General features: G+C 58.6%; 26 protein-coding genes. 19 read left to right on the plus strand and 7 right to left on the minus strand.

Annotated features, from left to right (window positions below; all coding sequences use genetic code 11):
- Window positions 1-26: 26 nt before the first annotated feature.
- Together AC0J6G_RS03575 and ygfZ are read right to left on the minus strand one after the other, a co-directional pair.
- Window positions 27-863, minus strand: a complete 837-nt coding sequence (locus tag AC0J6G_RS03575; protein WP_475251356.1) for an HDOD domain-containing protein — start codon at window positions 861-863, stop codon at window positions 27-29.
- A gap of 57 nt (window positions 864-920) precedes the next feature.
- Window positions 921-1,862: a CAF17-like 4Fe-4S cluster assembly/insertion protein YgfZ gene (ygfZ, locus tag AC0J6G_RS03580; RefSeq protein ID WP_475251358.1), complete on the minus strand. Its 942-nt coding sequence runs from the start codon at window positions 1,860-1,862 to the stop codon at window positions 921-923.
- Window positions 1,863-2,013: 151 nt separating this feature from the next.
- Here ygfZ and AC0J6G_RS03585 point away from each other — a divergent pair, with 151 nt between their 5' ends.
- Together AC0J6G_RS03585 and AC0J6G_RS03590 are read left to right on the plus strand one after the other, a co-directional pair.
- Window positions 2,014-2,268, plus strand: coding sequence for an FAD assembly factor SdhE (locus AC0J6G_RS03585; RefSeq protein ID WP_475251360.1), 255 nt, complete (start codon window positions 2,014-2,016; stop codon window positions 2,266-2,268).
- A complete protein-coding gene (locus tag AC0J6G_RS03590; protein ID WP_475251362.1) occupies window positions 2,252-2,704 on the plus strand; it encodes a protein YgfX in 453 nt (150 codons plus the stop codon). Before AC0J6G_RS03585 ends, AC0J6G_RS03590 begins: the two co-directional genes overlap by 17 nt.
- On the opposite strand, the gene nadB is transcribed toward AC0J6G_RS03590, so the two are convergent.
- Window positions 2,673-4,289: an L-aspartate oxidase gene (gene nadB / locus AC0J6G_RS03595; protein ID WP_475251364.1), complete on the minus strand. Its 1,617-nt coding sequence runs from the start codon at window positions 4,287-4,289 to the stop codon at window positions 2,673-2,675. The two genes, AC0J6G_RS03590 and nadB, sit on opposite strands and share 32 nt — an antisense overlap.
- A 368-nt stretch (window positions 4,290-4,657) precedes the next feature.
- Between nadB and rpoE the strand changes: the two genes are divergently transcribed.
- From rpoE to pdxJ, 12 genes are all read left to right on the plus strand, one after another.
- The gene (gene rpoE / locus AC0J6G_RS03600; RefSeq protein ID WP_090252003.1) at window positions 4,658-5,239 is read left to right on the plus strand and encodes an RNA polymerase sigma factor RpoE/AlgU; all 582 of its coding nucleotides are present in this window, start codon (window positions 4,658-4,660) and stop codon (window positions 5,237-5,239) included.
- A gap of 31 nt (window positions 5,240-5,270) precedes the next feature.
- Entirely contained in the window at window positions 5,271-5,864 is a 594-nt protein-coding gene (locus AC0J6G_RS03605; protein WP_475251366.1) for an RseA family anti-sigma factor, read from the plus strand.
- A 22-nt stretch (window positions 5,865-5,886) separates the two neighbouring features.
- On the plus strand, window positions 5,887-6,834 hold the full coding sequence (locus AC0J6G_RS03610) for a MucB/RseB C-terminal domain-containing protein (protein WP_475251368.1): 948 nt from the start codon (window positions 5,887-5,889) through the stop codon (window positions 6,832-6,834).
- Window positions 6,831-7,286 (plus strand): SoxR reducing system RseC family protein, encoded by a 456-nt coding sequence (locus AC0J6G_RS03615; protein WP_475251370.1) that lies wholly within the window; start codon window positions 6,831-6,833, stop codon window positions 7,284-7,286. The genes AC0J6G_RS03610 and AC0J6G_RS03615 overlap by 4 nt, the downstream gene beginning before the upstream one ends.
- 82 nt (window positions 7,287-7,368) lie before the next feature.
- Complete coding sequence (locus tag AC0J6G_RS03620) at window positions 7,369-8,751, plus strand: DegQ family serine endoprotease (protein WP_475253576.1); 1,383 nt, start codon at window positions 7,369-7,371, stop codon at window positions 8,749-8,751.
- Between the two features lie 147 nt (window positions 8,752-8,898).
- The gene (lepA, locus tag AC0J6G_RS03625) at window positions 8,899-10,698 is read left to right on the plus strand and encodes a translation elongation factor 4 (RefSeq protein ID WP_475251372.1); all 1,800 of its coding nucleotides are present in this window, start codon (window positions 8,899-8,901) and stop codon (window positions 10,696-10,698) included.
- A 6-nt stretch (window positions 10,699-10,704) separates the two neighbouring features.
- Window positions 10,705-11,559 (plus strand): signal peptidase I, encoded by an 855-nt coding sequence (gene lepB / locus AC0J6G_RS03630; protein ID WP_475251374.1) that lies wholly within the window; start codon window positions 10,705-10,707, stop codon window positions 11,557-11,559.
- A gap of 103 nt (window positions 11,560-11,662) precedes the next feature.
- Complete coding sequence (locus AC0J6G_RS03635; RefSeq protein WP_475251376.1) at window positions 11,663-12,040, plus strand: DUF4845 domain-containing protein; 378 nt, start codon at window positions 11,663-11,665, stop codon at window positions 12,038-12,040.
- Window positions 12,037-12,726, plus strand: a complete 690-nt coding sequence (rnc, locus tag AC0J6G_RS03640) for a ribonuclease III (RefSeq protein ID WP_475251378.1) — start codon at window positions 12,037-12,039, stop codon at window positions 12,724-12,726. The genes AC0J6G_RS03635 and rnc overlap by 4 nt, the downstream gene beginning before the upstream one ends.
- Window positions 12,719-13,621 (plus strand): GTPase Era, encoded by a 903-nt coding sequence (gene era / locus AC0J6G_RS03645; RefSeq protein WP_475251380.1) that lies wholly within the window; start codon window positions 12,719-12,721, stop codon window positions 13,619-13,621. Before rnc ends, era begins: the two co-directional genes overlap by 8 nt.
- A 43-nt stretch (window positions 13,622-13,664) precedes the next feature.
- The gene (gene recO / locus AC0J6G_RS03650) at window positions 13,665-14,363 is read left to right on the plus strand and encodes a DNA repair protein RecO (protein WP_475251382.1); all 699 of its coding nucleotides are present in this window, start codon (window positions 13,665-13,667) and stop codon (window positions 14,361-14,363) included.
- The gene (gene pdxJ, locus AC0J6G_RS03655; protein WP_475251384.1) at window positions 14,356-15,102 is read left to right on the plus strand and encodes a pyridoxine 5'-phosphate synthase; all 747 of its coding nucleotides are present in this window, start codon (window positions 14,356-14,358) and stop codon (window positions 15,100-15,102) included. Before recO ends, pdxJ begins: the two co-directional genes overlap by 8 nt.
- Before the next feature lie 88 nt (window positions 15,103-15,190).
- Here pdxJ and cmoB read toward each other — a convergent pair whose 3' ends face one another.
- From cmoB to AC0J6G_RS03670, 3 genes are all read right to left on the minus strand, one after another.
- A complete protein-coding gene (cmoB, locus tag AC0J6G_RS03660) occupies window positions 15,191-16,159 on the minus strand; it encodes a tRNA 5-methoxyuridine(34)/uridine 5-oxyacetic acid(34) synthase CmoB (RefSeq protein WP_475251386.1) in 969 nt (322 codons plus the stop codon).
- Window positions 16,156-16,899 carry a carboxy-S-adenosyl-L-methionine synthase CmoA gene (gene cmoA, locus AC0J6G_RS03665; protein ID WP_475251388.1) on the minus strand — a complete coding sequence of 248 codons (744 nt, stop codon included), beginning with the start codon at window positions 16,897-16,899 and terminating at the stop codon, window positions 16,156-16,158. The genes cmoB and cmoA overlap by 4 nt, the downstream gene beginning before the upstream one ends.
- 194 nt (window positions 16,900-17,093) lie before the next feature.
- Complete coding sequence (locus AC0J6G_RS03670) at window positions 17,094-17,495, minus strand: protease inhibitor I42 family protein (RefSeq protein WP_475251390.1); 402 nt, start codon at window positions 17,493-17,495, stop codon at window positions 17,094-17,096.
- Between the two features lie 293 nt (window positions 17,496-17,788).
- Between AC0J6G_RS03670 and AC0J6G_RS03675 the strand changes: the two genes are divergently transcribed.
- The 5 genes from AC0J6G_RS03675 to AC0J6G_RS03695 all read left to right on the plus strand — a co-directional run bounded on the left by AC0J6G_RS03675 (window position 17,789) and on the right by AC0J6G_RS03695 (window position 23,000).
- Window positions 17,789-18,541, plus strand: coding sequence for a helix-turn-helix domain-containing protein (locus AC0J6G_RS03675; protein WP_475251392.1), 753 nt, complete (start codon window positions 17,789-17,791; stop codon window positions 18,539-18,541).
- A 170-nt stretch (window positions 18,542-18,711) separates the two neighbouring features.
- Window positions 18,712-19,395 carry a methylamine utilization protein gene (locus AC0J6G_RS03680; RefSeq protein ID WP_475251394.1) on the plus strand — a complete coding sequence of 228 codons (684 nt, stop codon included), beginning with the start codon at window positions 18,712-18,714 and terminating at the stop codon, window positions 19,393-19,395.
- Entirely contained in the window at window positions 19,379-21,718 is a 2,340-nt protein-coding gene (locus tag AC0J6G_RS03685; protein ID WP_475251396.1) for a putative bifunctional diguanylate cyclase/phosphodiesterase, read from the plus strand. Before AC0J6G_RS03680 ends, AC0J6G_RS03685 begins: the two co-directional genes overlap by 17 nt.
- A gap of 2 nt (window positions 21,719-21,720) precedes the next feature.
- Entirely contained in the window at window positions 21,721-22,578 is an 858-nt protein-coding gene (locus tag AC0J6G_RS03690) for a DUF3034 family protein (RefSeq protein WP_475251398.1), read from the plus strand.
- Between the two features lie 2 nt (window positions 22,579-22,580).
- Complete coding sequence (locus AC0J6G_RS03695; protein ID WP_475251400.1) at window positions 22,581-23,000, plus strand: group I truncated hemoglobin; 420 nt, start codon at window positions 22,581-22,583, stop codon at window positions 22,998-23,000.
- An 11-nt stretch (window positions 23,001-23,011) separates the two neighbouring features.
- Here the strand turns inward: AC0J6G_RS03695 and AC0J6G_RS03700 are convergent, their stop codons facing one another.
- Complete coding sequence (locus AC0J6G_RS03700; RefSeq protein ID WP_475251402.1) at window positions 23,012-23,869, minus strand: HDOD domain-containing protein; 858 nt, start codon at window positions 23,867-23,869, stop codon at window positions 23,012-23,014.
- Window positions 23,870-23,918: the final 49 nt, after the last annotated feature.

Consider the following 23,918-nt stretch of genomic DNA (forward strand, 5'->3'; position numbering starts at 1 on the left):
TGCGCGTGAGTGCTTTTGTGAGGGCGTTACTGAAGCATGCTCATGGCTGCATCCATCGCGGCAGAGAGGTCTTCGTCTTCGTTGAGGTTTTGGCTAGGGTCCAGGCCGAGCTTGCGGAACGCCGGGATCTGGCTCCAGTCCAGCTGTGTGTAAGGGTGCTCGCTGCCCAGGTAGCTCTGCAGCGTGGCGACCTGGACGATGTCGACATAGTCGACCTTGGCGCTGTCGCGCGTGAAGTCCAGGTACTGGCTGGGCACCATGGCGATTTGCTCGGGGAACTCCCAGGTACGCAGAATCCGGTCACCAATGAGCGGATGAATCTGCTCGATCACATGGTTGAGGCTGATCGAGTCGGCCAGCAATTCACTGTGCTCCTCGGCGTAAGTGAGGATTGGCAGCACGCCGATTTGGTGCACCAGGCCGGCGAGGGTGGCCTGGTCAGGCAGCAGGCGGGTGTAGTGTTTGCACAGAACGTGGCAGATGCCGGCAATTTCCGTGCTCTTGTTCCACACTTCGCGCATTTTGCGATCCACTACATCGCTGGTGGCCTGGAACATCTGCTCCATGGCCAGGCCTGTGGCCAGGTTGCAGGTGTAATTGATGCCCAGACGGCTGACGGCCATCTGCAGGTCGGTGATTTCTTTGCTGGTGCGCAGCAGTGGGCTGTTCACCACTTTGATGATGCGCGCCGTCAAGGCTGCGTCATTGCCGATCACTTTGCTCAGTTGCGGTATGCCGATATTGGGGTCCTCTGCGGCCTCGCGAACCTTCAGTGCAACTTCAGGTAGGGTCGGCAGCACCAGTTCATCGCTGTCGATGGCCTGGATCAGTTCCTTTTGGACTTTTTCGGCAAGCTTGCTCATGGGCAATTCTCTGTTAAGGCGGTGAGGCAAAAATGAGTGCAGTAAAGGGTGCGTGGCTCAGCGCTGAATTTCGCGGTTTGAATCCAGTGTATACGGCAAATCGAGCAGGCTCAGCGTGCTGCCTTCGGCAGAACCCAGATGAAGTGGGCCATTGTGCGCGGCATCGTCCTGCACTACGGCGAGCAGTTCGACGCCCGTTTTGCTGCGCGCCGCCAGCACGACCTCGCCAACACTGGATGAGTGTGACGGTGAAAACAGCGCCGTGGCAGGCTCTGGCACCTGAGTGTCATGCAATTCTAGGCGATGCAGGCGGCGTTTGAGCTTGCCCAGGTATTGCATGCGCGCGACGATTTCCTGGCCGGTATAGCAGCCCTTTTTAAAGCTGACACCGCCCACGGCCTGCAGGTTGATCATCTGCGGAATAAACAGCTCGCGAGTACTGCCCATGACTTGGCCAACCCCTGCGCGCACCTGCGCCAAAAGCCAATCATTGAGGGGGGCTTCTGGCAGGTGGCTGGCCACTTGGGTTGTTATGGCCTCGGCCTGGCTGGCGGGTATCCACAGTTCTGCGCGGCCGTCAGTTAGGCGCACGGCGAGCAGTTCATTGTTGCGTACCACGCTATCAGCAGCCTCTGGCAGCGCCAGGCCGATGCTGCGCAGCGCTTCATCGCCGCCACTGAGGCCTATGCGCAGCCAGTTGCTGCTCTCATCGGTGAGTTTGGATTTGCTGAATACGGCGTATTTCTTCAGGTCGGTCAACTGCGCTTCAAGCAACTCGCTGGCCAATGCCAATAAATAGCCATCGCTGACCGTGACGATGCGAAAGCTCGACTGCATGCGGCCCTTGGGCGTGCAGCGCGCACCCAGGCTGGAATGGCTGTCGCGGAGGTAGTTGAGGTTGCAGGTGACTTGGCCCTGAAGGAACTTGTTGGCGTCCGGGCCGCGTACGGCGAGGATGCCTTCGTGGCTGAGGGTGCAATAGAACGCGGTATCGGCCATGGTGGATTGGGTATCGCTGGCTAAAAATTAGGGTGTTCATCATAGAGCGCGCCTCACGCCTTGTCAGCGTTCGTCACGGTGGATTACCGGCACATGGTCAACAGGGGGCTTTTCATCGGTATACTGCGCGCCTTACTCAAGGAGCAGACCCATGGTTGACTCGGTTGAACTCAATCGTCTTTTTTGGCATAGCCGCCGCGGCATGCTGGAGTTGGATGTGCTGTTGGTGCCATTCGTCAGGGAGGTGTACCCGCACCTTGATGCGGATGACCGCGAGCGTTATCGCAAGCTGCTTGAGTGTGAAGACCAGGACATGTTCGGCTGGTTTATGCAGCGCAGTGAGCCGGATGATGCCGACCTCAAGCGCATGGTTCAGATGATTCTGGATCGTGTCCAGCCGAAGTGATGTCTTCGAATGCCAGTGGCAACCCTCGCGGTTGCTGCTGGTGGTCTATGCCCTGATTCAAGGGCTAGCGTTGCTCAGCCTGCTGCTTGTTGACATCCCTTGGCAGGCGCGGGCACTAGGTGGGCTGTTCTGTCTCGTGCACGCTGTCTGGGTGTTGCCGCGCCACCTGTTGCGGGTGCATCCCTCTGCCTACCGTGGGCTGCGCTGCACGGCGGATGGTTGGCAGGTGTTCAGCCCGGCGCAGGGCTGGCAGCCCATTGAGTTACACCCCGACAGTCTGGCTTTGCCGTTCGTTGTGCTGTTGCGCTTTCGTCTGCCCGGGCAGTGGCGGGTGCGTTCACTCTGTATTGCCCGCGATTGCCTGCCACGTGACCAGCACAGGCGCTTACGGGTGCGGCTGAAATTCAGTCGCCATAGGTGGGCGGCAGCAAAATAGTGTCCTTGGCTTCGGCCAGCTGCTGCGGGTAGTCCAGGGTGTAATGCAGTCCGCGGCTTTCCCGACGCAACATGGCGGAGCGGATCATCAGTTCGGCAACCTGGGCCAGGTTGCGCAGCTCAATCAGGTCTCGGCTGACTTTGTAGTTGCTGTAGAACTCATCGATCTCATCAAGCAGCAAGCGCACTCGGTGTTCGGCACGCTGCAAGCGCTTGTTGGTGCGCACGATACCCACGTAGTCCCACATAAAACGCCGTAATTCGTCCCAGTTGTGCGCAATGATCACATCTTCGTCCGAATCGGTTACCTGGCTGGCATCCCAGCTGGGCAGCGCGGTGGGGATCTGTACCTGATCCAGTTTGCTCACAATATCGGCCGCTGCCGAGCGCGCGTAGACGAAGCATTCCAGCAGGGAATTGCTGGCCATGCGATTAGCCCCGTGCAGGCCGGTAAAGCTGGTTTCGCCAATGGCATACAGGCCTGGCACGTCGGTATGCCCGTGCTGGTCGACCAGTACGCCGCCGCAGGTGTAATGCGCGGCCGGCACCACTGGGATGGGCTCTTTGGTGATGTCGATACCGAAGTCCAGACAGCGCTCATACACCGTGGGGAAGTGCGACTTCACAAAGTCAGCCGGTTTGTGGCTGATATCGAGGAATACGCAGTCGATCCCCAGGCGCTTCATTTCATGGTCGATGGCGCGGGCCACGATATCTCGTGGCGCTAGTTCAGCGCGCTCATCGAAGCGCGGCATAAAGCGTTCACCGTTGGGGAGCTTGAGCAGTGCACCTTCGCCGCGCAGCGCCTCGGTGACCAGAAAACTCTTGGCCTTGGGGTGGTACAGGCAGGTTGGGTGGAATTGGTTGAATTCCAGGTTGCCGACCCGACAACCTGCGCGCCAGGCCATGGCGATGCCATCACCGCAGGCGCCGTCCGGGTTACTGGTGTAGAGATAGACCTTGGCCGCACCGCCGGTGGCAACGATCACAAAACGTGCAGCAAAGGTATCGACTTCACCGCTGGCGCGGTTGAGCACGTAAGCCCCGAGGCAGCGCTGGCCGTCTAGACCGAGCTTGCGCTCGGTAATCAGGTCGACCGCAACGCGCTGTTCAAGCAATTCAACATTGCCACGCGTTTTGGTTTGTTCGAGCAGGGTATTAAAAATTGCCGCGCCGGTAGCGTCAGCGGCGTGAATGATGCGCCTGTGGCTGTGGCCACCTTCACGGGTCAGGTGGAATTCGAAGCCGCCATCTTCGCGAGCGGTTTGGTCGTCGCGGGTAAAGGGCACGCCCTGGTCAATTAACCACTGAATGGCTTCCCGGCTGTGCTCCACGGTAAAGCGAACAGCGTCTTCGCGGCACAAACCGCCACCAGCGTTGAGGGTATCCTCAACATGCGATTCGATGGTGTCGGTGTCGTCCAGTACGGCGGCTACACCGCCCTGGGCCCAATAGGTCGAGCCGTTGGATAGAGTGCCCTTGCTCAGAACGGCAATGCGCAAATGCTCTGGCAGTGTTAGGGCCAGGGTCAAGCCAGCGGCGCCGCTACCGATAATCAGAACGTCGTGTTGGTAATGTTGGCTCATGATCGAATTCCGCAAAAAGCGGCCCCTAGTATATAGATGGGGTGGGCTGCACAATAGCTGGCTTATGACCTAGCACGTTACTCGGGAACTTTTTTAGTATTTTGGGTTCCATAGGCGGTCATTTAAATGGACTTCGCCTGTTTCAGGCGGCGTCACGATGATCCTGCAGTTTTTGCCTAATCTGCGGGTGATCCAGACTAAAAGTGCGGCAACGGAGTTCCTTTGCTGCGCTATTCCGTGCAGGGCTTTTAAGTGTTCTGCAGGAAGCTTGTTTGAAGGAGAGAACTTTTGCGCAATGCCCAAGTCTACTTTGGCATACCGGTTAACGGGTTGGCGTTGCGCTCCTTCGAACCTAATGAGGAGTTTTCATGCTAACCCAGGAAGATGATCAGCAGCTGGTCGAGCGCGTACAGCGCGGTGACAAGCGTGCATTTGATCTGTTGGTGCTCAAGTACCAACACAAGATTCTCGGGTTGATCGTGCGTTTCGTGCATGACACCCATGAGGCGCAGGACGTGGCCCAGGAAGCTTTCGTCAAGGCATACCGGGCGTTGGGTAACTTCCGCGGTGACAGCGCGTTTTACACATGGCTGTACCGTATCGCCATCAATACGGCGAAAAATCATCTGGTGTCGCGTGGTCGGCGGCCGCCCGATAGCGATGTGAGTGCAGAGGATGCTGAGTTTTATGATGGTGATCATGCGCTCAAAGACATTGAGTCGCCGGAGCGCGCATTGTTGCGTGACGAGATCGAGGCCACCGTGCATCGCAGCATCGAGCAATTGCCGGAAGATTTACGCACAGCACTAACCTTGCGTGAATTTGACGGTCTGAGTTACGAGGACATTGCCAGCGTCATGCAATGCCCCGTTGGCACTGTGCGTTCGCGGATTTTTCGCGCGCGTGAAGCCATTGATCGATCCCTGCAGCCATTGCTGCAGGAAACCTGAGACAGCGGCGTCAGCCAAGAGAGGAACCGCCATGAGTCGTGAAACCCTGCAGGAATCGCTGTCCGCGGTGATGGATAACCAAGCGGATGAACTTGAATTAAGGCGAGTGCTGGCGGCTGGCGATGACCCTGAGCTGCGCGCAACTTGGTCGCGCTATCAGGTGGCCCGTGCAGTTATGCACAAGGAGCTGCTTGAACCGCGCCTGGACATTGCCGCGGCTGTGTCCGCCGCTCTGGCTGATGACGCCGCGCCTGCTGCGCAGCCAGTAAAGCGCAGCGCTTGGCATACCGTGGGTCGGCTGGCTGTGGCAGCCTCGGTTACCGTCGCGGTGCTGGCAGGCGTACGCCTTTACAACCAAGACGATATTATCGGTACGCAGTTAGCGCAACAGGCCAACCAGCCCGCCCTGAGCATGCCGCAGGTCAATGGCCCGGCTATGCTGGCAGGGTTTAATAGCTCTGCAGAGTCTACGGCGCCGAAGGTAAGTGCTGTAGGGCAAGGTCAGCCTGGCTGGCATGAGCAGCGCCTGCCAGCCTATTTGCGCCAGCATGCGCAGCAGGCGGCAGCAAGTGCCAGCGAAAGTGCGTTGCCTTATGCACGCGCAGCCAGTCTGGAAGGTCGTTAACAAGCTGTTGTTAAGGATTTACATGCGTTTGATTCCGCTGGGCGGTCTGTTGCTGGGTAGTGTGTTGGCGTTGCCTGCAGCGGCCGATGGTGAGCAAATGTTGCTTCAACGTTTGGCCGATGCTGAGCGCACCCAGAGCTTTCAGGGCACCTTTGTTTACGAGCACAACGGCAGCTTCTCAACGCACAGCATTTGGCATCGCGTTGAAAAAGGCGGTGCGCTGCGTGAGCGCATGCTGCAGTTGGATGGTGCGGCGCAAGAAATCGTGCGCATTGACGGTCAGGTGCTGTGCGCCAGTGGTGCGCTGGCCGACCAGTCAGTTGATAGTCGGCAATGGCCTGCCCGGGCGCTCAATGCTGAGCAATTAGGGGCGTGGTATGAGCTGCGTGTGCTCGGTCAGTCTCGGGTCGCGGGTCGTAGCACTGAAGTGTTGGCATTGGTACCACGTGATCAGCACCGCTATGGCATTGAGTTGCACCTCGATCAGCAAACCGGTTTGCCCTTAAAGTCATTACTGGTCAACGACAAAGGGCAGTTGCTCGAACGTTTTCAATTCACCCAGCTACAACTCGAAGCGCCCTCAATTGTTGATCTCGAGCCCAGCGCCGAATGCCAGCCCGTGCGTTTGTCATCTGCTGCAGTGGCGGATATCGAGGCTTGGCATTCAGATTGGCTGCCGCCAGGTTTTAGTCTGAGCTCGGTTAGCCTACGTCGCAGCCCCGCATCGGACGAGCCAGTTATCTATCAGGTGTATGACGATGGCCTGGCGCGCTTTTCCGTTTTTATCGAGCCGCTTCGCGGTGCTGCAGTTGAGGATCAACGAACGCAAATGGGCCCGACCGTGGCTGTTTCGCGCCGATTAACGACGGGCGACGGCGATGTCATGGTTACTGTGGTGGGTGAGATTCCTCTAGGCACTGCTGAGCGTGTGGCGTTGTCGATGCGTGCGGCCGCAGGTGTTGCCCCGTGATCGAGGAACAAGGTCGGGTTGTGGCTGTTGAGCCAGGTGCTGTCTGGGTCGAAACCGTGCGCAAAAGCACCTGTTCCAGCTGCTCAATCAAGGCTGGCTGCGGCCAGGGTCTGCTTGATCAGCTCGGGGCGAATGGCCGTCGCGGCTATGTACGTGCGCTTTCGACGTTGCAGCTAGCCATTGGCGATGCAGTTGTCATCGGTGTGCGCGAGGATCTACTGGTGCGTGGTTCGTTATTGGTTTATCTGTTGCCATTGCTGGGTCTGTTTGTAGCAGCGCTTTCAGCGGAGCAAGTGGGCTTAAGTGAGCCTTGGGTCATCCTCAGTGCGTTTATCGGTTTTCTGCTTGCCTGCTACGCTGTGCGTTGGCGCAGTCGCGTAAAGGCCGATGATTCGGCATTGCAACCTGTGGTGTTGCGCGCTTTGCTTGCGGGCGCTGTGACAGCGGTTTAAGAATTTTGCTGAGCTGATGGGGAGCTGTATGTTGAAGCCTGGTTTGAAATCTACCTTTACTGCGCTATTTGCCGTGTTGCTGATGGGGCAAGCGCTGCTTGCCCAGGCCAGCTTGCCCGATTTTACTGAGCTGGTTGAGCAGGCGTCGCCGGCGGTCGTCAATATCAGTACCCGGCAGAAGATGCCGGAGCGCGCCGTGGCCGGTACCGCTCAACCGAATATGCCCGATCTAGAAGGGCTGCCGCCGATGTTTCGTGAGTTTTTCGAGCGTAATCTGCCTCAAGTGCCGCGCGCCCCGGGTGGTGGTCGCCAGCGTGAAGCGCAGTCGCTGGGGTCGGGCTTTATCATCTCCGCGGATGGTTACGTGCTGACCAATAACCATGTAATCGCCGATGCCGATGAAATCATCGTGCGCCTTTCTGATCGCAGCGAGCTGGAAGCCAAGCTGATTGGTGCTGACCCGCGCAGCGATGTGGCGTTGCTTAAGGTTGAGGGGCGCGACCTGCCGACCGTGAGGCTGGGCAAGTCGGAAGAATTGAAGGTTGGTGAGTGGGTGTTGGCGATTGGTTCACCATTCGGCTTCGATCACTCGGTGACCGCCGGTATCGTCAGTGCCAAGGGTCGTAGCCTGCCGAACGAGAGCTATGTGCCGTTTATCCAGACTGACGTGGCGATCAATCCGGGTAACTCCGGTGGCCCACTGTTCAACTTGGCGGGTGAAGTGGTCGGTATAAATTCGCAGATATTCACCCGTTCTGGCGGCTTTATGGGCTTGTCGTTTGCCATTCCAATGAGCGTGGCCATGGATGTGGCGAATCAGCTCAAGGCAGATGGCAAAGTCAGTCGCGGCTGGTTGGGTGTGGTGATTCAAGAAGTGAATAAAGACCTGGCCGAGTCGTTTGGTTTGGACAAACCGGCGGGTGCGCTGGTGGCGCAGGTGTTGGAGGATGGTCCTGCTGCTAAGGGCGGCTTGCAGGTGGGCGATGTCATTCTCAGCCTGGATGGTAAGCCGATCATTATGTCTGCCGATTTGCCGCATCTGGTCGGTGCGATCAAGCCTGGCGCTCGTGCCGAGTTGGATGTGGTTCGCGATGGTGCGCGCAAAAAGTTGCAACTGACCATCGGTGCGCTGCCTGAAGATGGCGAGACCCTGGCGGGCAACCCTGCACCAGGTGTTGAGCGCAGCAGTAACCGTCTTGGCGTTAAGGTGGTTGAGCTGACCGCTGAGCAGAAGAAAAGCCTCGATCTCAAAGGTGGTGTGGTGATCTCTGAGGTGCAAGAAGGGCCTGCAGCACTTATTGGTCTGCGCCCAGGTGATGTGATTACTCACTTGAATAATCAGGCGATCGAGTCGGCCAAGACCTTTACTGAGGTGGCCCAAGCGCTGCCGAAGAATCGCTCGGTGTCGATGCGTGTGCTGCGTCAGGGGCGCGCCAGCTTTATCACATTCAAACTGGCTGATTAAGGGTTCTTTGAGTGTAAAAGGGCGACTTCGGTCGCCCTTTTACGTAGAGCAGCTTTGCGGCCTTGATGACGTGCAAGGTGGCTTTCGGGTACACTTCGCGGCTATTTTCGGCGGGCAGTCGCCTGCGACCTTTTCGAGTGTTGATCCGTGAGTGATTTGAGTCATATCCGCAATTTCTCCATCATCGCCCACATTGACCACGGCAAGTCTACCCTGGCTGACCGGTTTATCCAGATGTGTGGCGGCCTGGCTGACCGTGAAATGGAGGCCCAGGTACTGGACTCCATGGATCTTGAGCGCGAGCGCGGGATCACCATCAAGGCCCACAGCGTCACCCTCTATTACAAAGCCCGAGACGGCATCACCTATCAGCTGAACTTCATTGACACCCCCGGTCACGTCGACTTCACCTATGAAGTCAGCCGTTCACTGGCGGCCTGTGAAGGCGCGCTGCTGGTGGTGGACGCCGGCCAGGGCGTGGAAGCGCAGTCGGTCGCCAACTGCTATACCGCCATCGAGCAGGGCCTTGAGGTCATGCCGGTGCTGAACAAAATCGATCTGCCTCAAGCCGACCCGGATCGGGTCAGGGATGAGATCGAGAAGATCATTGGTATCGACGCCACTGATGCAGTGACCTGCAGCGCCAAGACCGGCCTGGGTGTCGATGAAGTGCTTGAGCGCCTGGTGCAGACTATTCCTGCGCCGACCGGTGACATCGAAGCGCCGTTGCAGGCGCTGATTATCGACTCCTGGTTCGACAACTACCTGGGTGTGGTTTCCTTGGTGCGCGTGCGCCATGGCCGGATCAAGAAAGGTGACAAGGTGCTGGTGAAGTCCACCGGCAAAATTCACTTGGTTGATAGCGTAGGCGTGTTCAATCCGAAGCACACCGCCACTGCTGACCTCAAGGCTGGTGAAGTGGGCTTTATCATCGCCAGCATCAAGGATATTCACGGCGCGCCGGTGGGCGACACCCTGACCCTGGCGGCCACCCCTGATGTGGAGGTGCTGCCGGGCTTCAAACGCATTCAGCCGCAGGTGTATGCCGGTCTGTTCCCAGTCAGCTCCGAAGATTTCGAAGATTTTCGTGACGCGCTGCAGAAGCTGACCTTGAACGACTCATCGCTGCAGTACTCGCCAGAAAGCTCCGATGCCCTGGGCTTTGGTTTCCGTTGTGGCTTCCTCGGCATGCTGCACATGGAGATCATCCAGGAGCGCCTGGAGCGCGAATACGACCTGGATCTGATTACCACCGCGCCGAGCGTAATCTTTGAAGTGGTGCTCAAGACCGGTGAGACGATCTACGTCGACAACCCGTCCAAGCTGCCAGATGTTTCCTCGGTTGAGGACTTCCGCGAGCCGATCGTGCAGGCCACCATCCTAGTGCCGCAGGAGCACCTGGGTAACGTGATTACCCTGTGTATTGAGAAGCGCGGTGTGCAGCGTGATATGCAGTTCCTCGGTTCCCAGGTTCAGGTTCGCTATGACTTGCCGATGAATGAAGTGGTGCTGGACTTCTTCGACCGTCTGAAGTCCACCAGCCGCGGCTATGCCTCGCTGGATTACCACTTCGATCGTTACCAGTCGGCCAATTTGGTCAAGCTGGATGTGTTGATCAACGGTGACAAGGTTGATGCACTTGCCCTGATCGTGCACAAGGACAACGCCCATTACAAAGGCCGTCAGTTAACCGAGAAGATGAAAGAGCTGATTCCACGGCAGATGTTTGATGTGGCGATCCAGGCTGCAATCGGTGGGCAGATTGTGGCGCGCACCACGGTCAAGGCGCTGCGCAAGAACGTATTGGCCAAATGCTATGGCGGTGACGTAAGCCGTAAACGCAAGCTGCTAGAAAAGCAGAAGGCCGGTAAGAAACGCATGAAGCAGGTGGGCAACGTGGAAATTCCACAGGAAGCCTTCCTTGCTGTGCTCAGGTTGGATAGTTAAGGCCTTATGTCGATCAATTTCCCGCTGTTACTGGTTATCGCCGTCGCCGTTTGTGGTGCGTTAGCGTTGTTCGACCTGGTCTTTCTGGCTCCGCGCCGGCGAGCGGCTATCAATACTTACCATGGTCAGGTGAGTGAACCTGACTCGGCCGTGGTGGAGCGCTTGAACAAAGAGCCCTTGCTGGTGGAGTACGGCAAGTCGTTCTTCCCGGTCTTGGCGATCGTGCTGGTGCTGCGCTCGTTTCTGGTCGAGCCTTTCCAGATCCCATCGGGCTCGATGAAACCCACCCTGGAAGTGGGCGACTTTATTCTGGTCAACAAGTTTGCCTATGGCATTCGCTTGCCTGTGCTGGATACCAAGGTGATTGAGGTTGGTGATCCACAGCGTGGTGATGTCATGGTGTTTCGTTACCCCAGTGACCCCAACATCAACTACATCAAGCGGGTGGTTGGCTTGGCGGGTGACCGCATTGCCTACAGCAGTGACAAGCGCCTAACCATCAATGGTCAGCCGGTGGCTCAACAGTTGATTGGTGATGAGCCTGGCAGCTTGGGCGGCGCGACGGTGTACAGCGAGAAGCTCGGTATAGCCGAGCATCAGATCCGTAAAGAAATGCAGCGTTATCGCGTTGAGCCAGGCCGCGAGTGGGTGGTGCCGCAAGGGCATTACTTCATGATGGGCGACAACCGCGACAACTCTAACGACAGCCGCTACTGGAATGATCCTGCCATTCCTAAGCCGCTGCTGGGGATGGTCCCCGACCAGAATATTGTTGGTAAAGCCTTCGCTATCTGGATGAGCTGGCCAGACCCTAAGTCGCGCAACCTGCCCAATTTTTCCCGTGTAGGTCTCATTCACTGACCTGCTGCCGTTTTTGCGACGCTGTTAAACGCCGCGTCGCAGGCTATATATAGTCTTGCCTCCAGCCATCACGGCTTTACGAAACTCGAATTTGGGGACAAATATGAAATCTGCGCATTCGCAAAAAGGAATGTCGATTCTTAGTTGGTTGATGGTGTTAGCTGTTGTGGCCTTTTTGGCCAGCGCTGCATTCAAAGTGTTGCCGCACTACTTTGACTACATGGCGCTGGAAAAAATGATTACCGCCGTTGATACCGATAAAGCCGCAGATGTTCGCAGCGTAGGCGACTTCTACAGCCATATCAGCAAAGGCATGCAGGTCAACAGCATTCGTGATTTGAATGCTCAGGACGCGATCAAGATCAAAGTCGAAAATAACGAGTTTCGGGTGCATCTGAAATATGAGAAGCGTGAGCCGTTGATCGAGAACATCGATCTGGTGGTGCGTTTCGATAAAGAATTTCGCGTGCGCATGCCGTGAGTGCATCGTTAACCCGTCTCGAGCGGCAACTCGGGTATACCTTCAAAGACCAGGAACTGATGATCCTGGCGCTTACTCACCGCAGCTTCGCCGGGCGCAACAATGAGCGCCTGGAGTTTCTCGGTGATGCCATCCTCAACTTCGTCGCCGGCGAGGCGTTGTTTCAGCGCTTTCCGTTGGCCCGTGAAGGGCAGCTGTCACGCTTGCGTGCGCGCCTGGTCAAGGGGGAAACGCTGGCCATATTGGCGCGCGGCTTTGACTTGGGTGAGTACTTGCGCCTGGGCTCGGGTGAGTTGAAAAGCGGCGGCTTTCGCCGTGAGTCGATCCTGGCCGACGCCCTGGAAGCGTTGATCGGTGCCATTTACCTGGACACTGGAATGGACGCGGCCCGTGATCGCGTGCTGGCCTGGTTGACCACTGAGCTGGACAGCCTGACCTTGGTTGATACCAACAAAGACCCGAAAACCCGTCTGCAAGAGTTCCTACAGTCACGCGGCTGTGAACTGCCTCGCTACGAAGTGGTGGACATCCAGGGCGAGCCGCACTGTCGGACATTCGTCGTCGAATGTCAGATCACCCTACTTAATGATAAAACCCTGGGGCAGGGTGCCAGCCGGCGTATTGCCGAGCAGGTAGCCGCCGCTGCCGCGCTGATTGCCCTGGGTGTGGAGAATGGCAATGACTGATACACCTGTTACACGCTGTGGCTATGTCGCCATCGTTGGCCGGCCTAACGTGGGCAAGTCGACGCTGCTTAACCACATCCTTGGGCAGAAGCTGGCGATCACTTCGCGCAAGCCGCAGACCACGCGTCACAACATGCTCGGCATCAAAACCGAGGGTGAGGTGCAGGCCATTTACGTCGATACGCCCGGCCTGCACAAAAACAACGAGAAAGCGCTCAACCGCTACATGAACAGAAACGCCTCGTCGGCGCTGAAAGATGTCGACGTGGTGATCTTCGTAGTCGATCGCACCCGCTGGACCGATGAAGATCAGATGGTCCTTGAGCGCATTCAATACGTCGAAGGCCCGGTGATTCTGGCGATCAACAAGACCGACCGCCTGGAAGACAAAGCCGAACTGATGCCGCACCTGGAGTGGTTGGCCACGCAGTTGCCAAATGCCGAGATCGTTCCGGTCTCCGCTCAGCACGGGCACAACCTCGACACCCTGGAAAAACTGGTGGGCGAGCGCTTGCCTGAAGGCGTGCACTTCTTCCCGGAAGACCAGGTCACCGACCGCTCCAGCCGTTTCTTCGCTGCTGAACTGGTGCGCGAGAAAGTCATGCGTCAGCTCGGAGCCGAACTGCCGTATCAGATCACCGTGGAGATTGAGGAATTCAAGCGCGACGGGCGCATCCTGCATATCCATGCGCTGATTCTGGTTGAGCGCGACGGGCAGAAGAAAATCATCATTGGCGACAAGGGTGAGCGGATCAAGCGTATTGGCCAGGAAGCGCGCAAGGATATGGAGGTGATGTTCGATTCCAAGGTCATGCTTAACCTTTGGGTCAAGGTCAAAAGTGGCTGGTCTGATGATGAGCGCGCCATGCGTTCTTTGGGCTACGACAATATTTGATGCGCCTGCGGGCGCGTCTGTCCGCCATTCTGAGTAAGCCCTGATGCTTGCCTCTAGCCAGCCCGCCTACGTGCTGCACAGCCGTGCTTACCGCGAAAGCAGTGCGCTGGTCGATTTCCTCACCCCACAAGGGCGTCTGCGTGCCGTGTTGCGCGGGGCGCGGGGCAAGGCGGGCAGTCTGGCGCGGCCCTTTATTCCGCTGGAGGCCGAGTTTCGCGGGCGTGGCGAGCTGAAGAATGTGGGTCGCCTTGAGCCTGCAGGCGTGCCAAACCTGCTGATGGGGGATGCGCTGTTCAGCGGTCTTTACCTTAATGAACTGCTAATTCGTTTATTGCCCGCCGAAGATCCCCATCCCGCCGTTTTTCAACATTACGCCATGACCGTACTTGCCCTGGCCGAAGGTCGCGCCCTGGAGCCTTTATTGCGTTCTTTTGAATGGCGCCTGCTCGATGAGCTGGGCTATGGTTTCGCCCTGGATCTGGACAGCGAAGGCCAGCCCATTGTCGAGGGCGGCCTGTATCGATTGCAGACCGAAAACGGGTTGGTGCCGGTGGGGCATCTACAACCCGGGGTTTTTCAGGGGGCAGAGTTGCTGGCGATGGCCGAGGCCGACTGGACTGCAGTAGGGGCCTTGGCGGCCGCCAAGCGTCTGATGCGCCAAGCACTCGCTCCTCATTTAGGCGGTCGGCCACTGGTCAGCCGCGAACTGTTTATGACGCTCAAGGAGCCAAGCCGTGACTGATGCCAATCGTATTCTGCTGGGTGTGAACATCGACCATGTGGCCACCCTGCGCCAGGCCCGTGGCACCCGCTACCCCGACCCGGTAAAGGCTGCACTGGATGCAGAAGAAGCCGGTGCCGACGGCATTACCGTGCACCTGCGCGAAGACCGCCGGCATATCCAAGAGCGCGATGTGCGCCTGCTCAAGGAGGTCATGCAAACGCGGATGAACTTCGAGATGGGCGTGACCGAGGAGATGCTTGCCTTTGCTGAAAGCATTCGCCCCGAGCATGTTTGTCTGGTGCCGGAAACCCGCCAGGAACTGACCACCGAAGGCGGTTTGGACGTGGCAGGGCAGGAAGCGCGGATTCGTGCAGCGGTCGAGCGCCTGAGCAAAATCGGCTGCGAAGTGTCGCTGTTTATCGATCCCGACCCGCTGCAGATTGAAGCCGCCAAGCGTGTTGGCGCCCCGGCCATCGAGCTGCACACCGGGCGCTATGCCGATGCACATACACCAGAGGACGCTGCGCGCGAGTTGGCGCGGATTCGCGATGGCGTCGCCTGCGGCCTGCAACACGGGTTGATCGTTAATGCCGGCCATGGCCTGCACTACCACAACGTCGAGCCGGTGGCGGCGATTGCCGGGATCAACGAGCTGAACATCGGTCATGCCCTGGTAGCGCATGCGCTTTTTGTTGGCTTTAAGCCGGCTGTGGCGGAGATGAAGGCGTTGATTATTGCGGCGGCCAATCGCGGTTAACACGTAGGGTGGGTTAGCCGCGTCGCGCGCCTAACCCATCGATCCGGTGTGGGTCTCGTGGTGTTCAACCTGCGCGGCCCGCCCCATCCTAGGGTTTGCGCGCGATCAAAACCGCGCGGCTGGGTGCTGGTAGCCCTTCAACTGTGCGGCTGTGGTCGGCCGGGTCGAGGAACTCGGGCAGTGATTGAAAGCGCATCCACTCGGTTGAGCGTTGTTCGTCCACTGACGTGGTGCTGACGTCCACGCAGCGCACATCGACAAAACCGGCGCGGCGCAGCCACAGTTCCAGCGCCGGCACCGACGGTAAGAACCAGACGTTGCGCATCTGTGCGTAGCGGTCTTCGGGCACCAGTACTTGCTGCGCATCGCCTTCGACCACCAAGGTCTCCAGCACCAGTTCGCCGTCTTTTACCAAGCAGTCCTTGAGGTCGATCAAGTGATCAATGGGCGAGCGGCGGTGGTACAGCACGCCCATGGAAAACACCGTGTCGAAGCCTTGCAGCTTGCCGGGTAATTCTTCGAAGGCCAGCGGCAGATGCCAAGCGGGTAGGTCGGGCAGGTAGTTCTTCATCGCCAGAAACTGGCAGAGGAATAGCCAGTTAGGGTCGATGCCCACTACGCTGCTTGCACCTGCTCCGAGCATGCGCCACATGTAATAGCCGTTGCCACAACCGACATCCAGCACGCGCTTGTTTTTGAGGTCGAGGTAGGGCGCGACCCGCTGCCATTTCCAGTCCGAGCGCCATTCGGTGTCGACGTGCACGCCGAACAGATGAAACGGTCCCTTGCGCCACGGGATCAAGCCCTGCAGGGCGGTGTTCAGGGCGGCGCGGGTGTTGTCGTCGCATGGCCCGTTGAAGCTAAAGCTGTGCAGCAGCTCCAGCTGTTCGACATTCAGTTCCGGCAGGGCTTGTACCGCACCGTACCAGCGCGGCAGGTCGCCATGGCCGACGGCCAGTTTGGCGTCGATCTGGCCGGGTAGGTCGGCGGCCCAGTCCTGCAGTGGGGTGCCGGCCAGGGTGGCTTGCAGGGCGTCGAGGTCGAGGCGGTTGATCATGGCAGGGCAATCATCGAGGCGAAGTTAAGGCACTGGAACCACGGCACCACCTGGCTGAAGCCGGCGGCCAGCAGGCGTTCGCGGTGTTGTTCGAGGCTGTCGGGGAGCATGACTTTCTCGATGGCGCTGCGCTTTTGCGCAATTTCCAACTCGCTGTAACCGTTGGCGCGTTTGAACGCGATGTGCAGATCGCCCAGTAGCGCGTGTTGCTGAGCATCTTCGAACTGGAGTTTTTCCGAGAGAATCAACGCGCCGCCCGGCAGCAGTGCCTGGCGAATGCGGCTGAGCAGTTCGAGGCGTTGTTCGGGCTGAATAAATTGCAGGGTGAAGTTCAAGGCCACCAGCGAGGTGGGCTGAAAATCCAGGCTGAGGATATCGGCTTCGATCACCTCGACCGGCAATAGCTCCTGAAACATCGAGTCTTGTGCGTGCAGGTATTCGCGGCAGCGCTCGACCATGGCGCTGGAGTTATCCACGGCGATCACCCTACAATCCTCGATTTGCACATGCCGGCGCAGTGCTTGGGTGACTGCGCCCAGAGAGCTGCCCAGGTCGTAAAGCACGCTATGCGGCTGAGCAAACTGGCCGGCCAGTACGCCAATATTCTCGACAATGGTCGGGTAGCCCGGCACCGAGCGTTTGATCATGTCGGGGAAGACCCGTACCACGTCTTCGTTGAACACGAAGTCCGGCACTTGAGCCAGGGGTTGGGCGAAAAGACGATCGGGCTGTTTGCTCACGTTGGCTACGCACTGGTCAAGAAAGCCGAGCATTTTAGCCAAGTGCAGGGCATAGCTAAACGTTGATTGCAGCTATTGGTCGCAAATTAACCGTGTCGCGTCCAGTTAAGGCCTCGGGACTGGCTTGGCGGGTCTGTTTAAGGCTTTATAAAGCCATGGCCGGTTATCAAGCCAGTCACTGAGCAGGTTTTGCGCTAAGGCTGCTTGGCCTTGAGTGTGCACGTGAAGCGCTGGGCGGGCACTACGCCTACTTCCCAAGGCCGTTCATAGCTCAATGCGAGCTGGCCTTCGCCCGCCTTGACCACCTGGAAACGCCAGGTAGAAACTCCTGCGCTGCCGACCAGCCCGCTGTCTTCAGGGTTGCTGTAGACCTCCGGGCCGAGGCTTTGCAAAACCTGTGGCGCAGAATCGCGCAGCAGCCAGCGGAAACCCGTTGTGGGGTTGCTAGGCAAACGCAGAATAAATTGCTGACCGACCTGCAGCGACAGTGGGCATTGGCTTTGCTGCTTCTGCTCCAAGGTAACGCTGCGCGGGGCTTGTGCACAGGCGGTGAGCAGAGCAAGGGTGAGTATGACTGTTAGGCGCAGAGCAAGCATGATGGACTCCTGGCTTAGGCAATGCGGCCAGCATAGCTGCTACGGCGTGTCGGCGGAAATCGCCACTCAGTGCGTCAACGCCGCCAGTGGCAGCTGTGCATGCTGCGTGAAGGGCAAAGCCAGGAGTCGCCCACGGCTACCTTCGTCATGCTTGGCGGCAGTGTGCAATGTATTGGCGCGGTTTCAGGGGGCGTTCATTCTTAGCCTGAATGTTGCCCATTTGTCGTTCAGGCTGAAGTTGCACCCGGCAAACGGTTAAAGTTGCACCTTTATTATTTGAGGTTGCACTTTTAATGCTCACCGCGCGCTTGATGCGTCTTGATGACCAAGCCCACGAACACACCCACGATCATCACCAGGTGGTGTTGTCGCTGGCTGGGCGCGCTGAGTTTGAGGTTAACGGCCGTGGCGGCGAGGTCTGCCGGATGCGTGCCTGCCTGGTGCCGGGTGATGCTGATCATCAGTTCGCTGGCATGGGCGATAACCGTATGCTGATCATTGACCTGCGTGAGCAGGGCACCTCCAGTGAAGACCTGCAACTGCTGACCCGCCTGTTTGAAACCCCGCGCTATCCGCAGCTGGATGCTGACTTTCAGAACCTGTTGAGTTATGCCGGTGCTGAGCTTGAGCGTTATGGCGCCGACCCGCTGTTGCCCCGTGCTTTAGGTGGTGTGTTGCTGCGTGCCTTGCACCTGCGCTTATTTGGCGAGCCAACTGTCCGCGCCATGGGGGCGCTTAACCTGGAGCGGCTCGACAGTTACATCATTGAACATTTGGCGCGGCGCATCAGCGTGGCCGAACTGGCGCAGGTGGCTTGCCTGAGCCCCAGTCACTTTCATGCGCAGTTCAAGGACAGCGTCGGCCTAACGCCGCACCAATACCTGCTGAAAACCCGCCTTGATCGCGCCGTACGGCTACTGCGTGAGAGCGGCCTGCCGCTGATTCGCATCGCGGAAGAGTGCGGCTTTTCCAGTCAGAGCGCGCTGACCACGGCCATGCGCCGTTATCTCGGGTTGACGCCCAAGCGTTTGCGCAGCGCCGAGTAAGCGTTCTTGCTGGCCGATGCTTGGCCTTGCCTGCGGTAACCCTATCCGCCGGTGATGGCTGACATAAGGTGAACTTCTTCACGTGCCCGGCTAAGCTGTGGCGCTACAGGCACTCGCGTTGCCGGGCAAGGAAGCGGTTCAACATCAAGTGTGCCTCTTGAGTAGTCGTGATGAGCAAATACCTGCATTTATCGTTCGTGCTTTTATCGTTGAGCCTGCTGCTGAGCGCGCCGCTGCATGGCGCCAGCTTGCACGCTGAGGTAGTGGACAGCCAAGGGCAGCCCTTGGCCAACACCGTGCTCAGCTTACGCAGCTCGGTTAGCCCGGCGCGTGCACCGGCGACAGCCATCATGGATCAGCGCTCGCAGCAGTTCGCGCCGAACGTGCTGGCGGTGCGCAGTGGCACCTCGGTGCAATTCCCCAATAGCGATAATATTCGCCACCACGTTTACTCCTTTTCCCCAACCAAGCGCTTCGAATTGCGCCTGTATCACGGCACGCCGAGTGAACCGGTGATTTTCGACACGCCCGGTGTGGTGGTGCTCGGCTGCAATATTCATGATTGGATGCTGGGCTATGTCTATGTCACCGATGACCCCTGGTTTGCCGTCAGTGATGAGCTGGGGCGCTTGAGTATCGAGCAGCTCCCAGCAGGGCGCTATGCCGTCACCCTCTGGCACCCACAGGCGCCAGATGGGGTGCCGCAGGCTGCGGGATTGCTGACCGTGGCGGAGGGCGACAACCAACAGCGCTTTACCCTAGACGTACAGGCCCTGGCTGCTGCGGCCGTGCCGAGTGCGCCGGCCAGCGCTTTTGGTGATGCATTCAAGCGGGCACGTGATGCTGCGCAATAGTTTTCAGGCGCGGATTGCCGGCGTACTGGTCCTTCTGCTGCTGGTGGTGGTTGGCGCGCTTTATGTCGCCGTGCAAACCGCCACCAGCGCTGCTGTGCGCAGCCAAGCGCGCGAACAGCTGGATGTGGGGAGCCTGGTGTTCCAGCAACTGCTTGAGGTGCGCGGACGGCAGTTGCACGATGCGGTGCAGGTGCTGGCTGCCGATTTCGGTTTTAAAGATGCTGTGGCCAGTGGTGACACCGAGACCATTCGCTCGGCATTGGCCAATAACGGTGCGCGAATTAATGCCAGCGTGATGATGATGTTGGCCCTGGACGGCAATCTGGAAGTCAGCAGTGATCGGCAGATCAGCGGCGAGATTGCCCAGCGCTTGAGTGCCCAAGTGATGCAGCGCCAGCGTGAGGGCATGCCGATTTACTTGATGCCGATTGCCGACAAGATTTATCTGCTGGTGCAGGCCACCGTCAATGCGCCATTGCCGATTGCGCGGGTGGTGATGGGGTTTCAAGTTGATGATGCGTTTGCCGCTGAATTGCGCGAATTGACGCACTTGGATGTGACCCTGCTGGCAACCCAAAACGCTATCGCCGACATCTGGATCAGTACCTTGCCGTCAGCACAGCGCGAGCAGGTGCAGGCGGCAATGGCCAGCCTGACAAAGGATGCGGTGAGCATGATCGGCACCGAGCGCTACCTCAATCAGATGTTGGTGCTGGCCAGTGGCGATGGTTTTGAAGTGCGTGCGCTGCTGCATAAATCCCTAAGCCAAGCGCAGCAGGCGTTTGCTCCGCTGGATCAAAATATTTTGTTGATTGCCTTGGTGGCGCTGACGGCCTCGTTGGGCGGCGCTTTGCTGCTGGCGCGTTCAATCTCGCAACCCGTCCAGCAATTGGCCACCGTGGTCGAACGGGTGCGTCAGGGCGATTATCAGGCCAGCCTGGATCTACAGCGCAGTGATGAGTTGGGGCGTTTGGCCACGGCCTTTCAAGCCATGCAGCAGGGCATCGCAGAACGTGAGCGGCAGCTGGCGCACAATGCGTTGCATGACGCGCTGACCGGGTTGCCCAATCGCACCTTGGCCTTGGAGCGGCTGAACAGCGCGATTACGGCTGGGCGTCCCACGGCGTTGCTCTACCTGGGAATCGGGAATTTTCGTGCGGTCAATGAAATCCTCGGGCCGCAGGGCGGTGACTTGGTGCTGCAGCAGCTCAGTCAGCGCCTGCAAACCACCTTGCGTCCCGGTGACAGTGTTGCCCGCATCATTGCCGATCAGTTTCTCCTGCTGCTGGAAAACAGCGACAGCGACAGTGCTGTGGCAGTTGCTGACAGGGTTCAGCAACTGCTGCTGAAGCCTTTGCGTATAGACACGCATGATTTTGCCCTGGATTGCCGCATCGGTATTGCCAGTTATCCCGTGGATGGCGATACCGCGCTTGAGTTGCTGCGCCGTGCAGCCATCGCCATGCACGATGCCGCGAGCATGGCCAGCCACCTGCAGGTCTACCAGCGCGGCCGCGATGATGCGCATCAGCGACAAATTCGCCTGATTCGTGACCTGCGCCATGCGCCGGCCAAGGCCGAGCTGCTGCTGCATTATCAGCCCAAACTGGATCTCGCCAGCGGTCGCGTTTATCAGGCGGAAGCCCTGCTGCGGTGGCAGCACCCTGAGCTGGGGATGGTGTCGCCAGGCGAATTTATTCCACTGGCTGAGCGCACCGGCAGCATTCAATTGCTCACGGCCTGGGTCATCGAGGACGTGATGCGTCAGCTGCGCGAGTGGGCTACGCGCGGCCTGCGGGTGCAGGTGTCGCTGAATATCTCCACCGAAGACCTGCTCGACCCGCAGCTGCCAGTGCAAGTCAGCAGGCTGCTGGCCCAGTACCAAGTGCCGGCCGAACAGCTGCTTTTTGAGATAACCGAAAGCGGAGTGATGCTCAACCCTGAGGTCGCCTTGCAGGTGTTGCAGGGCTTGCGCGCGTGCGGTATCAGCCTGTCAGTGGATGACTTTGGCACAGGCTACTCGTCCCTGACTCAGCTCAAACGTATGCCGGTGCAGGAGTTGAAGATCGACCAGTCGTTTATCCGCGACCTGGACGATGCCAGCGAGGATGCCGTGATCGTTCGCTCCACCATCGAAATGAGCCATAGCTTGGGCCTCAAAGTCGTGGCCGAGGGCGTCGAGTTCGAGCGTAGCCTGCTGTTGCTCAAGCGCTGGCAGTGCGACATCGCCCAGGGTTACCTGATCAGCCGGCCATTGGCGGCGCAAGCCTTCGAAGCCTGGATGGCGCAACACGCCCATGCCCCCTCGACCCTGGTGCATTAACCATGACCTTATTGCCTCGTTGCATAGCCCTGCTACTCAGCCTGTTGGCCAATCTGGCCTGGGCGGACGGGCGTTTGCTGGCCACGGGTGGCGCCAGCAGTATTGAAGGCGCGGCCGGTGGTGGTATTACGCCTTGGGCGGTGCTTTCCGGTTATGGTGAGCGCGGGGAGTGGGGCGCGGATGTATTTGCCACGCGGGTGGAAACCGGCGATTACCGCCTGGATGTGGCCGGTGTTGGCGTGGCGTTCGATAACCGTATCGAGCTGTCCTATGCGCGCCAGCACTTTGATCTGGGCAACCTGGCACGCAACCTGAGTCTGCCGGAAAACAGCCTGAGCCAGGATATCTTCGGCCTCAAAGTGCGCCTGTTCGGTGACCTGATCTACGACCAACTGCCACAGGTGTCATTGGGCATTCAGCACAAACGGCAGAAGGATTTTCTGATTCCCAGCCTGGTCGGCGCGCAGCGCAGCGAAGACACGGAGGGCTATCTCACTGCCAGCCGATTGATCCTCGGCGGTGCGTTTGGCTACAACCTGCTGCTTAACGGCGGTCTGCGTTATAGCCGGGCCAACGAGCTGGGCTTGCTGGGTTTTGGTGGGGATCGACGTGATCGGCACTCGGTGCTCAAGGAAGGCTCCGTGGCGGTGTTGTTCAGTCCGCGTTGGGCGCTGGGTGTGGAGTACCGCGAGAAGCCGGATAACTTAAGCTTTGCCGGCGAAAGTGATTGGGCTGATCTGTTTCTCGGTTACTTCCCCAGCAAAAACCTAGCGCTGGTGTTGGCCTATGCACGGCTTGGGGAAATCGCCACGCTGGATCATCAGGACGGTGTCTATCTGTCCGTGCAAGGGAGTTTTTAAGCATGCGCAGTCTGCTTTTGGCGCTTTTTCTAAGCCTGGCGGCCTGCGCCCAGCAGCCGCCGAAAGACGACAGCCTGTACCGTGAGCTGGGCGAGCAGGCCGGTATCATCCGTATCGTCGAAGGCATGCTGCTGAATATTGCCGCCGATCCGCGCATCGTCCGGCACTTCGAGAAAGTCGACATTGTGCGACTGCGCGACAAACTGGTGGAGCAGGTTTGCGCCGAAGCCGGCGGCCCTTGCATTTACAGCGGTGACAGCATGGAAGAAAGCCACAAGGGCCAGAACCTTACGCCGAGCGACTTCAATGCGTTGGTGGAAAACCTGCAGGATGCAATGCGCGCCCAGAACATTCCCATGCCTGCGCAGAATCGTCTGCTGGCCCGCCTTGCCCCTATGCGGGCACAGATAATCGACCGTTAGGGGCGTGTGGTTCAGCGCAAGGTCTGAGTAAGTGTCGCAATGTCCGCCCGGTGACTGCTCAGTAGGCTGAGGCAGCCGTTCTCGTCGATAAGATCCTGGGGGGCAAGCAGTTTCGGGTAGGCCGCCAGTGTGTGCAGGGGCGGTAGATCGTTATTGGGATCGCCTTCTTTAATGGCGTGATAGCGCGCCAGGTTGACCAGGTCCAGCAACTGCAAGCGCTGCCCGGGGCTGAATTGCCAGTTGCCGGTGTGGCGGATGATCTCGATGTAGTCGTTATCCACCGACCACTTTTTCAGCACGATAATGCCAAGTGATTTGCTGTATTCATTGCACAGCTTGGCATACAGCTCTTTTGAGGGCGCCACGTGTTCACTGCGCAAGGCTGAAAGAACGACAAGGGTGCCGATTTCACTGAGCAAACCAGCCAGCAGCGCGTGTTCGGCAGTCGCCTGGCCAAGCAGGCGAGCGAGCATGGCGCAAGTGCTGGCTGTACTGGCCACGCGTTGCCAAGCCTGAATAAACAGCTGCTTATGGCCCGCGCTGTGCAAAGTGAACAGGCTCTTGATGCTGTGCACCATGGTAATTCGGTCGACTTCGGCCATGCCAAGGCGGTTGATGACTTCAAGCAATGTTTTGGGCGCTGTGATCTGCCGATGCAGGGCGCTGGAGGCATGTTTTATCAGCAAGGCACTGAGGGCGGGGTCGTGGCTGATGAGTCGCGCCAAGGCAGCGATGGAAGTTGTTGGGTCGCGCAGAGCGCGGCGGATATCCATCGTAATAGTCGGCAGGCTGGGTAATTGTTCTTCACCCTGCATCAACTGCGAGACCAAGCGCCGGTAGATTGAATAATCCGATGTTTCGCTGTGCAATACACACCTCCCTGTTGAGTGAAGCAGTCTAGATCGGGGCTGAACGCGT

The sequence above is a fragment of the Pseudomonas sp. TS_SC_3 genome (assembly GCF_056156225.1).

Excerpts from the sequence above, each read along its gene's own strand:
- AC0J6G_RS03620 (WP_475253576.1), top strand. The coding sequence starts at position 7,369 with ATGGGGCAAGCGCTGCTTGCCCAGGCCAGCTTGCCCGATTTTACTGAG.
- AC0J6G_RS03575 (WP_475251356.1), bottom strand. The coding sequence starts at position 863 with ATGAGCAAGCTTGCCGAAAAAGTCCAAAAGGAACTGATCCAGGCCATC.
- recO (WP_475251382.1), top strand. The coding sequence starts at position 13,665 with ATGCTTGCCTCTAGCCAGCCCGCCTACGTGCTGCACAGCCGTGCTTAC.
- AC0J6G_RS03585 (WP_475251360.1), top strand. The coding sequence starts at position 2,014 with ATGGTTGACTCGGTTGAACTCAATCGTCTTTTTTGGCATAGCCGCCGC.
- cmoB (WP_475251386.1), bottom strand. The coding sequence starts at position 16,159 with ATGATCAACCGCCTCGACCTCGACGCCCTGCAAGCCACCCTGGCCGGC.
- AC0J6G_RS03675 (WP_475251392.1), top strand. The coding sequence starts at position 17,789 with ATGCTCACCGCGCGCTTGATGCGTCTTGATGACCAAGCCCACGAACAC.
- AC0J6G_RS03670 (WP_475251390.1), bottom strand. The coding sequence starts at position 17,495 with ATGCTTGCTCTGCGCCTAACAGTCATACTCACCCTTGCTCTGCTCACC.
- AC0J6G_RS03610 (WP_475251368.1), top strand. The coding sequence starts at position 5,887 with ATGCGTTTGATTCCGCTGGGCGGTCTGTTGCTGGGTAGTGTGTTGGCG.
- AC0J6G_RS03635 (WP_475251376.1), top strand. The coding sequence starts at position 11,663 with ATGAAATCTGCGCATTCGCAAAAAGGAATGTCGATTCTTAGTTGGTTG.
- lepB (WP_475251374.1), top strand. The coding sequence starts at position 10,705 with ATGTCGATCAATTTCCCGCTGTTACTGGTTATCGCCGTCGCCGTTTGT.
- ygfZ (WP_475251358.1), bottom strand. The coding sequence starts at position 1,862 with ATGGCCGATACCGCGTTCTATTGCACCCTCAGCCACGAAGGCATCCTC.
- AC0J6G_RS03680 (WP_475251394.1), top strand. The coding sequence starts at position 18,712 with ATGAGCAAATACCTGCATTTATCGTTCGTGCTTTTATCGTTGAGCCTG.
- nadB (WP_475251364.1), bottom strand. The coding sequence starts at position 4,289 with ATGAGCCAACATTACCAACACGACGTTCTGATTATCGGTAGCGGCGCC.
- AC0J6G_RS03690 (WP_475251398.1), top strand. The coding sequence starts at position 21,721 with ATGACCTTATTGCCTCGTTGCATAGCCCTGCTACTCAGCCTGTTGGCC.
- era (WP_475251380.1), top strand. The coding sequence starts at position 12,719 with ATGACTGATACACCTGTTACACGCTGTGGCTATGTCGCCATCGTTGGC.
- AC0J6G_RS03695 (WP_475251400.1), top strand. The coding sequence starts at position 22,581 with ATGCGCAGTCTGCTTTTGGCGCTTTTTCTAAGCCTGGCGGCCTGCGCC.
- AC0J6G_RS03605 (WP_475251366.1), top strand. The coding sequence starts at position 5,271 with ATGAGTCGTGAAACCCTGCAGGAATCGCTGTCCGCGGTGATGGATAAC.
- rpoE (WP_090252003.1), top strand. The coding sequence starts at position 4,658 with ATGCTAACCCAGGAAGATGATCAGCAGCTGGTCGAGCGCGTACAGCGC.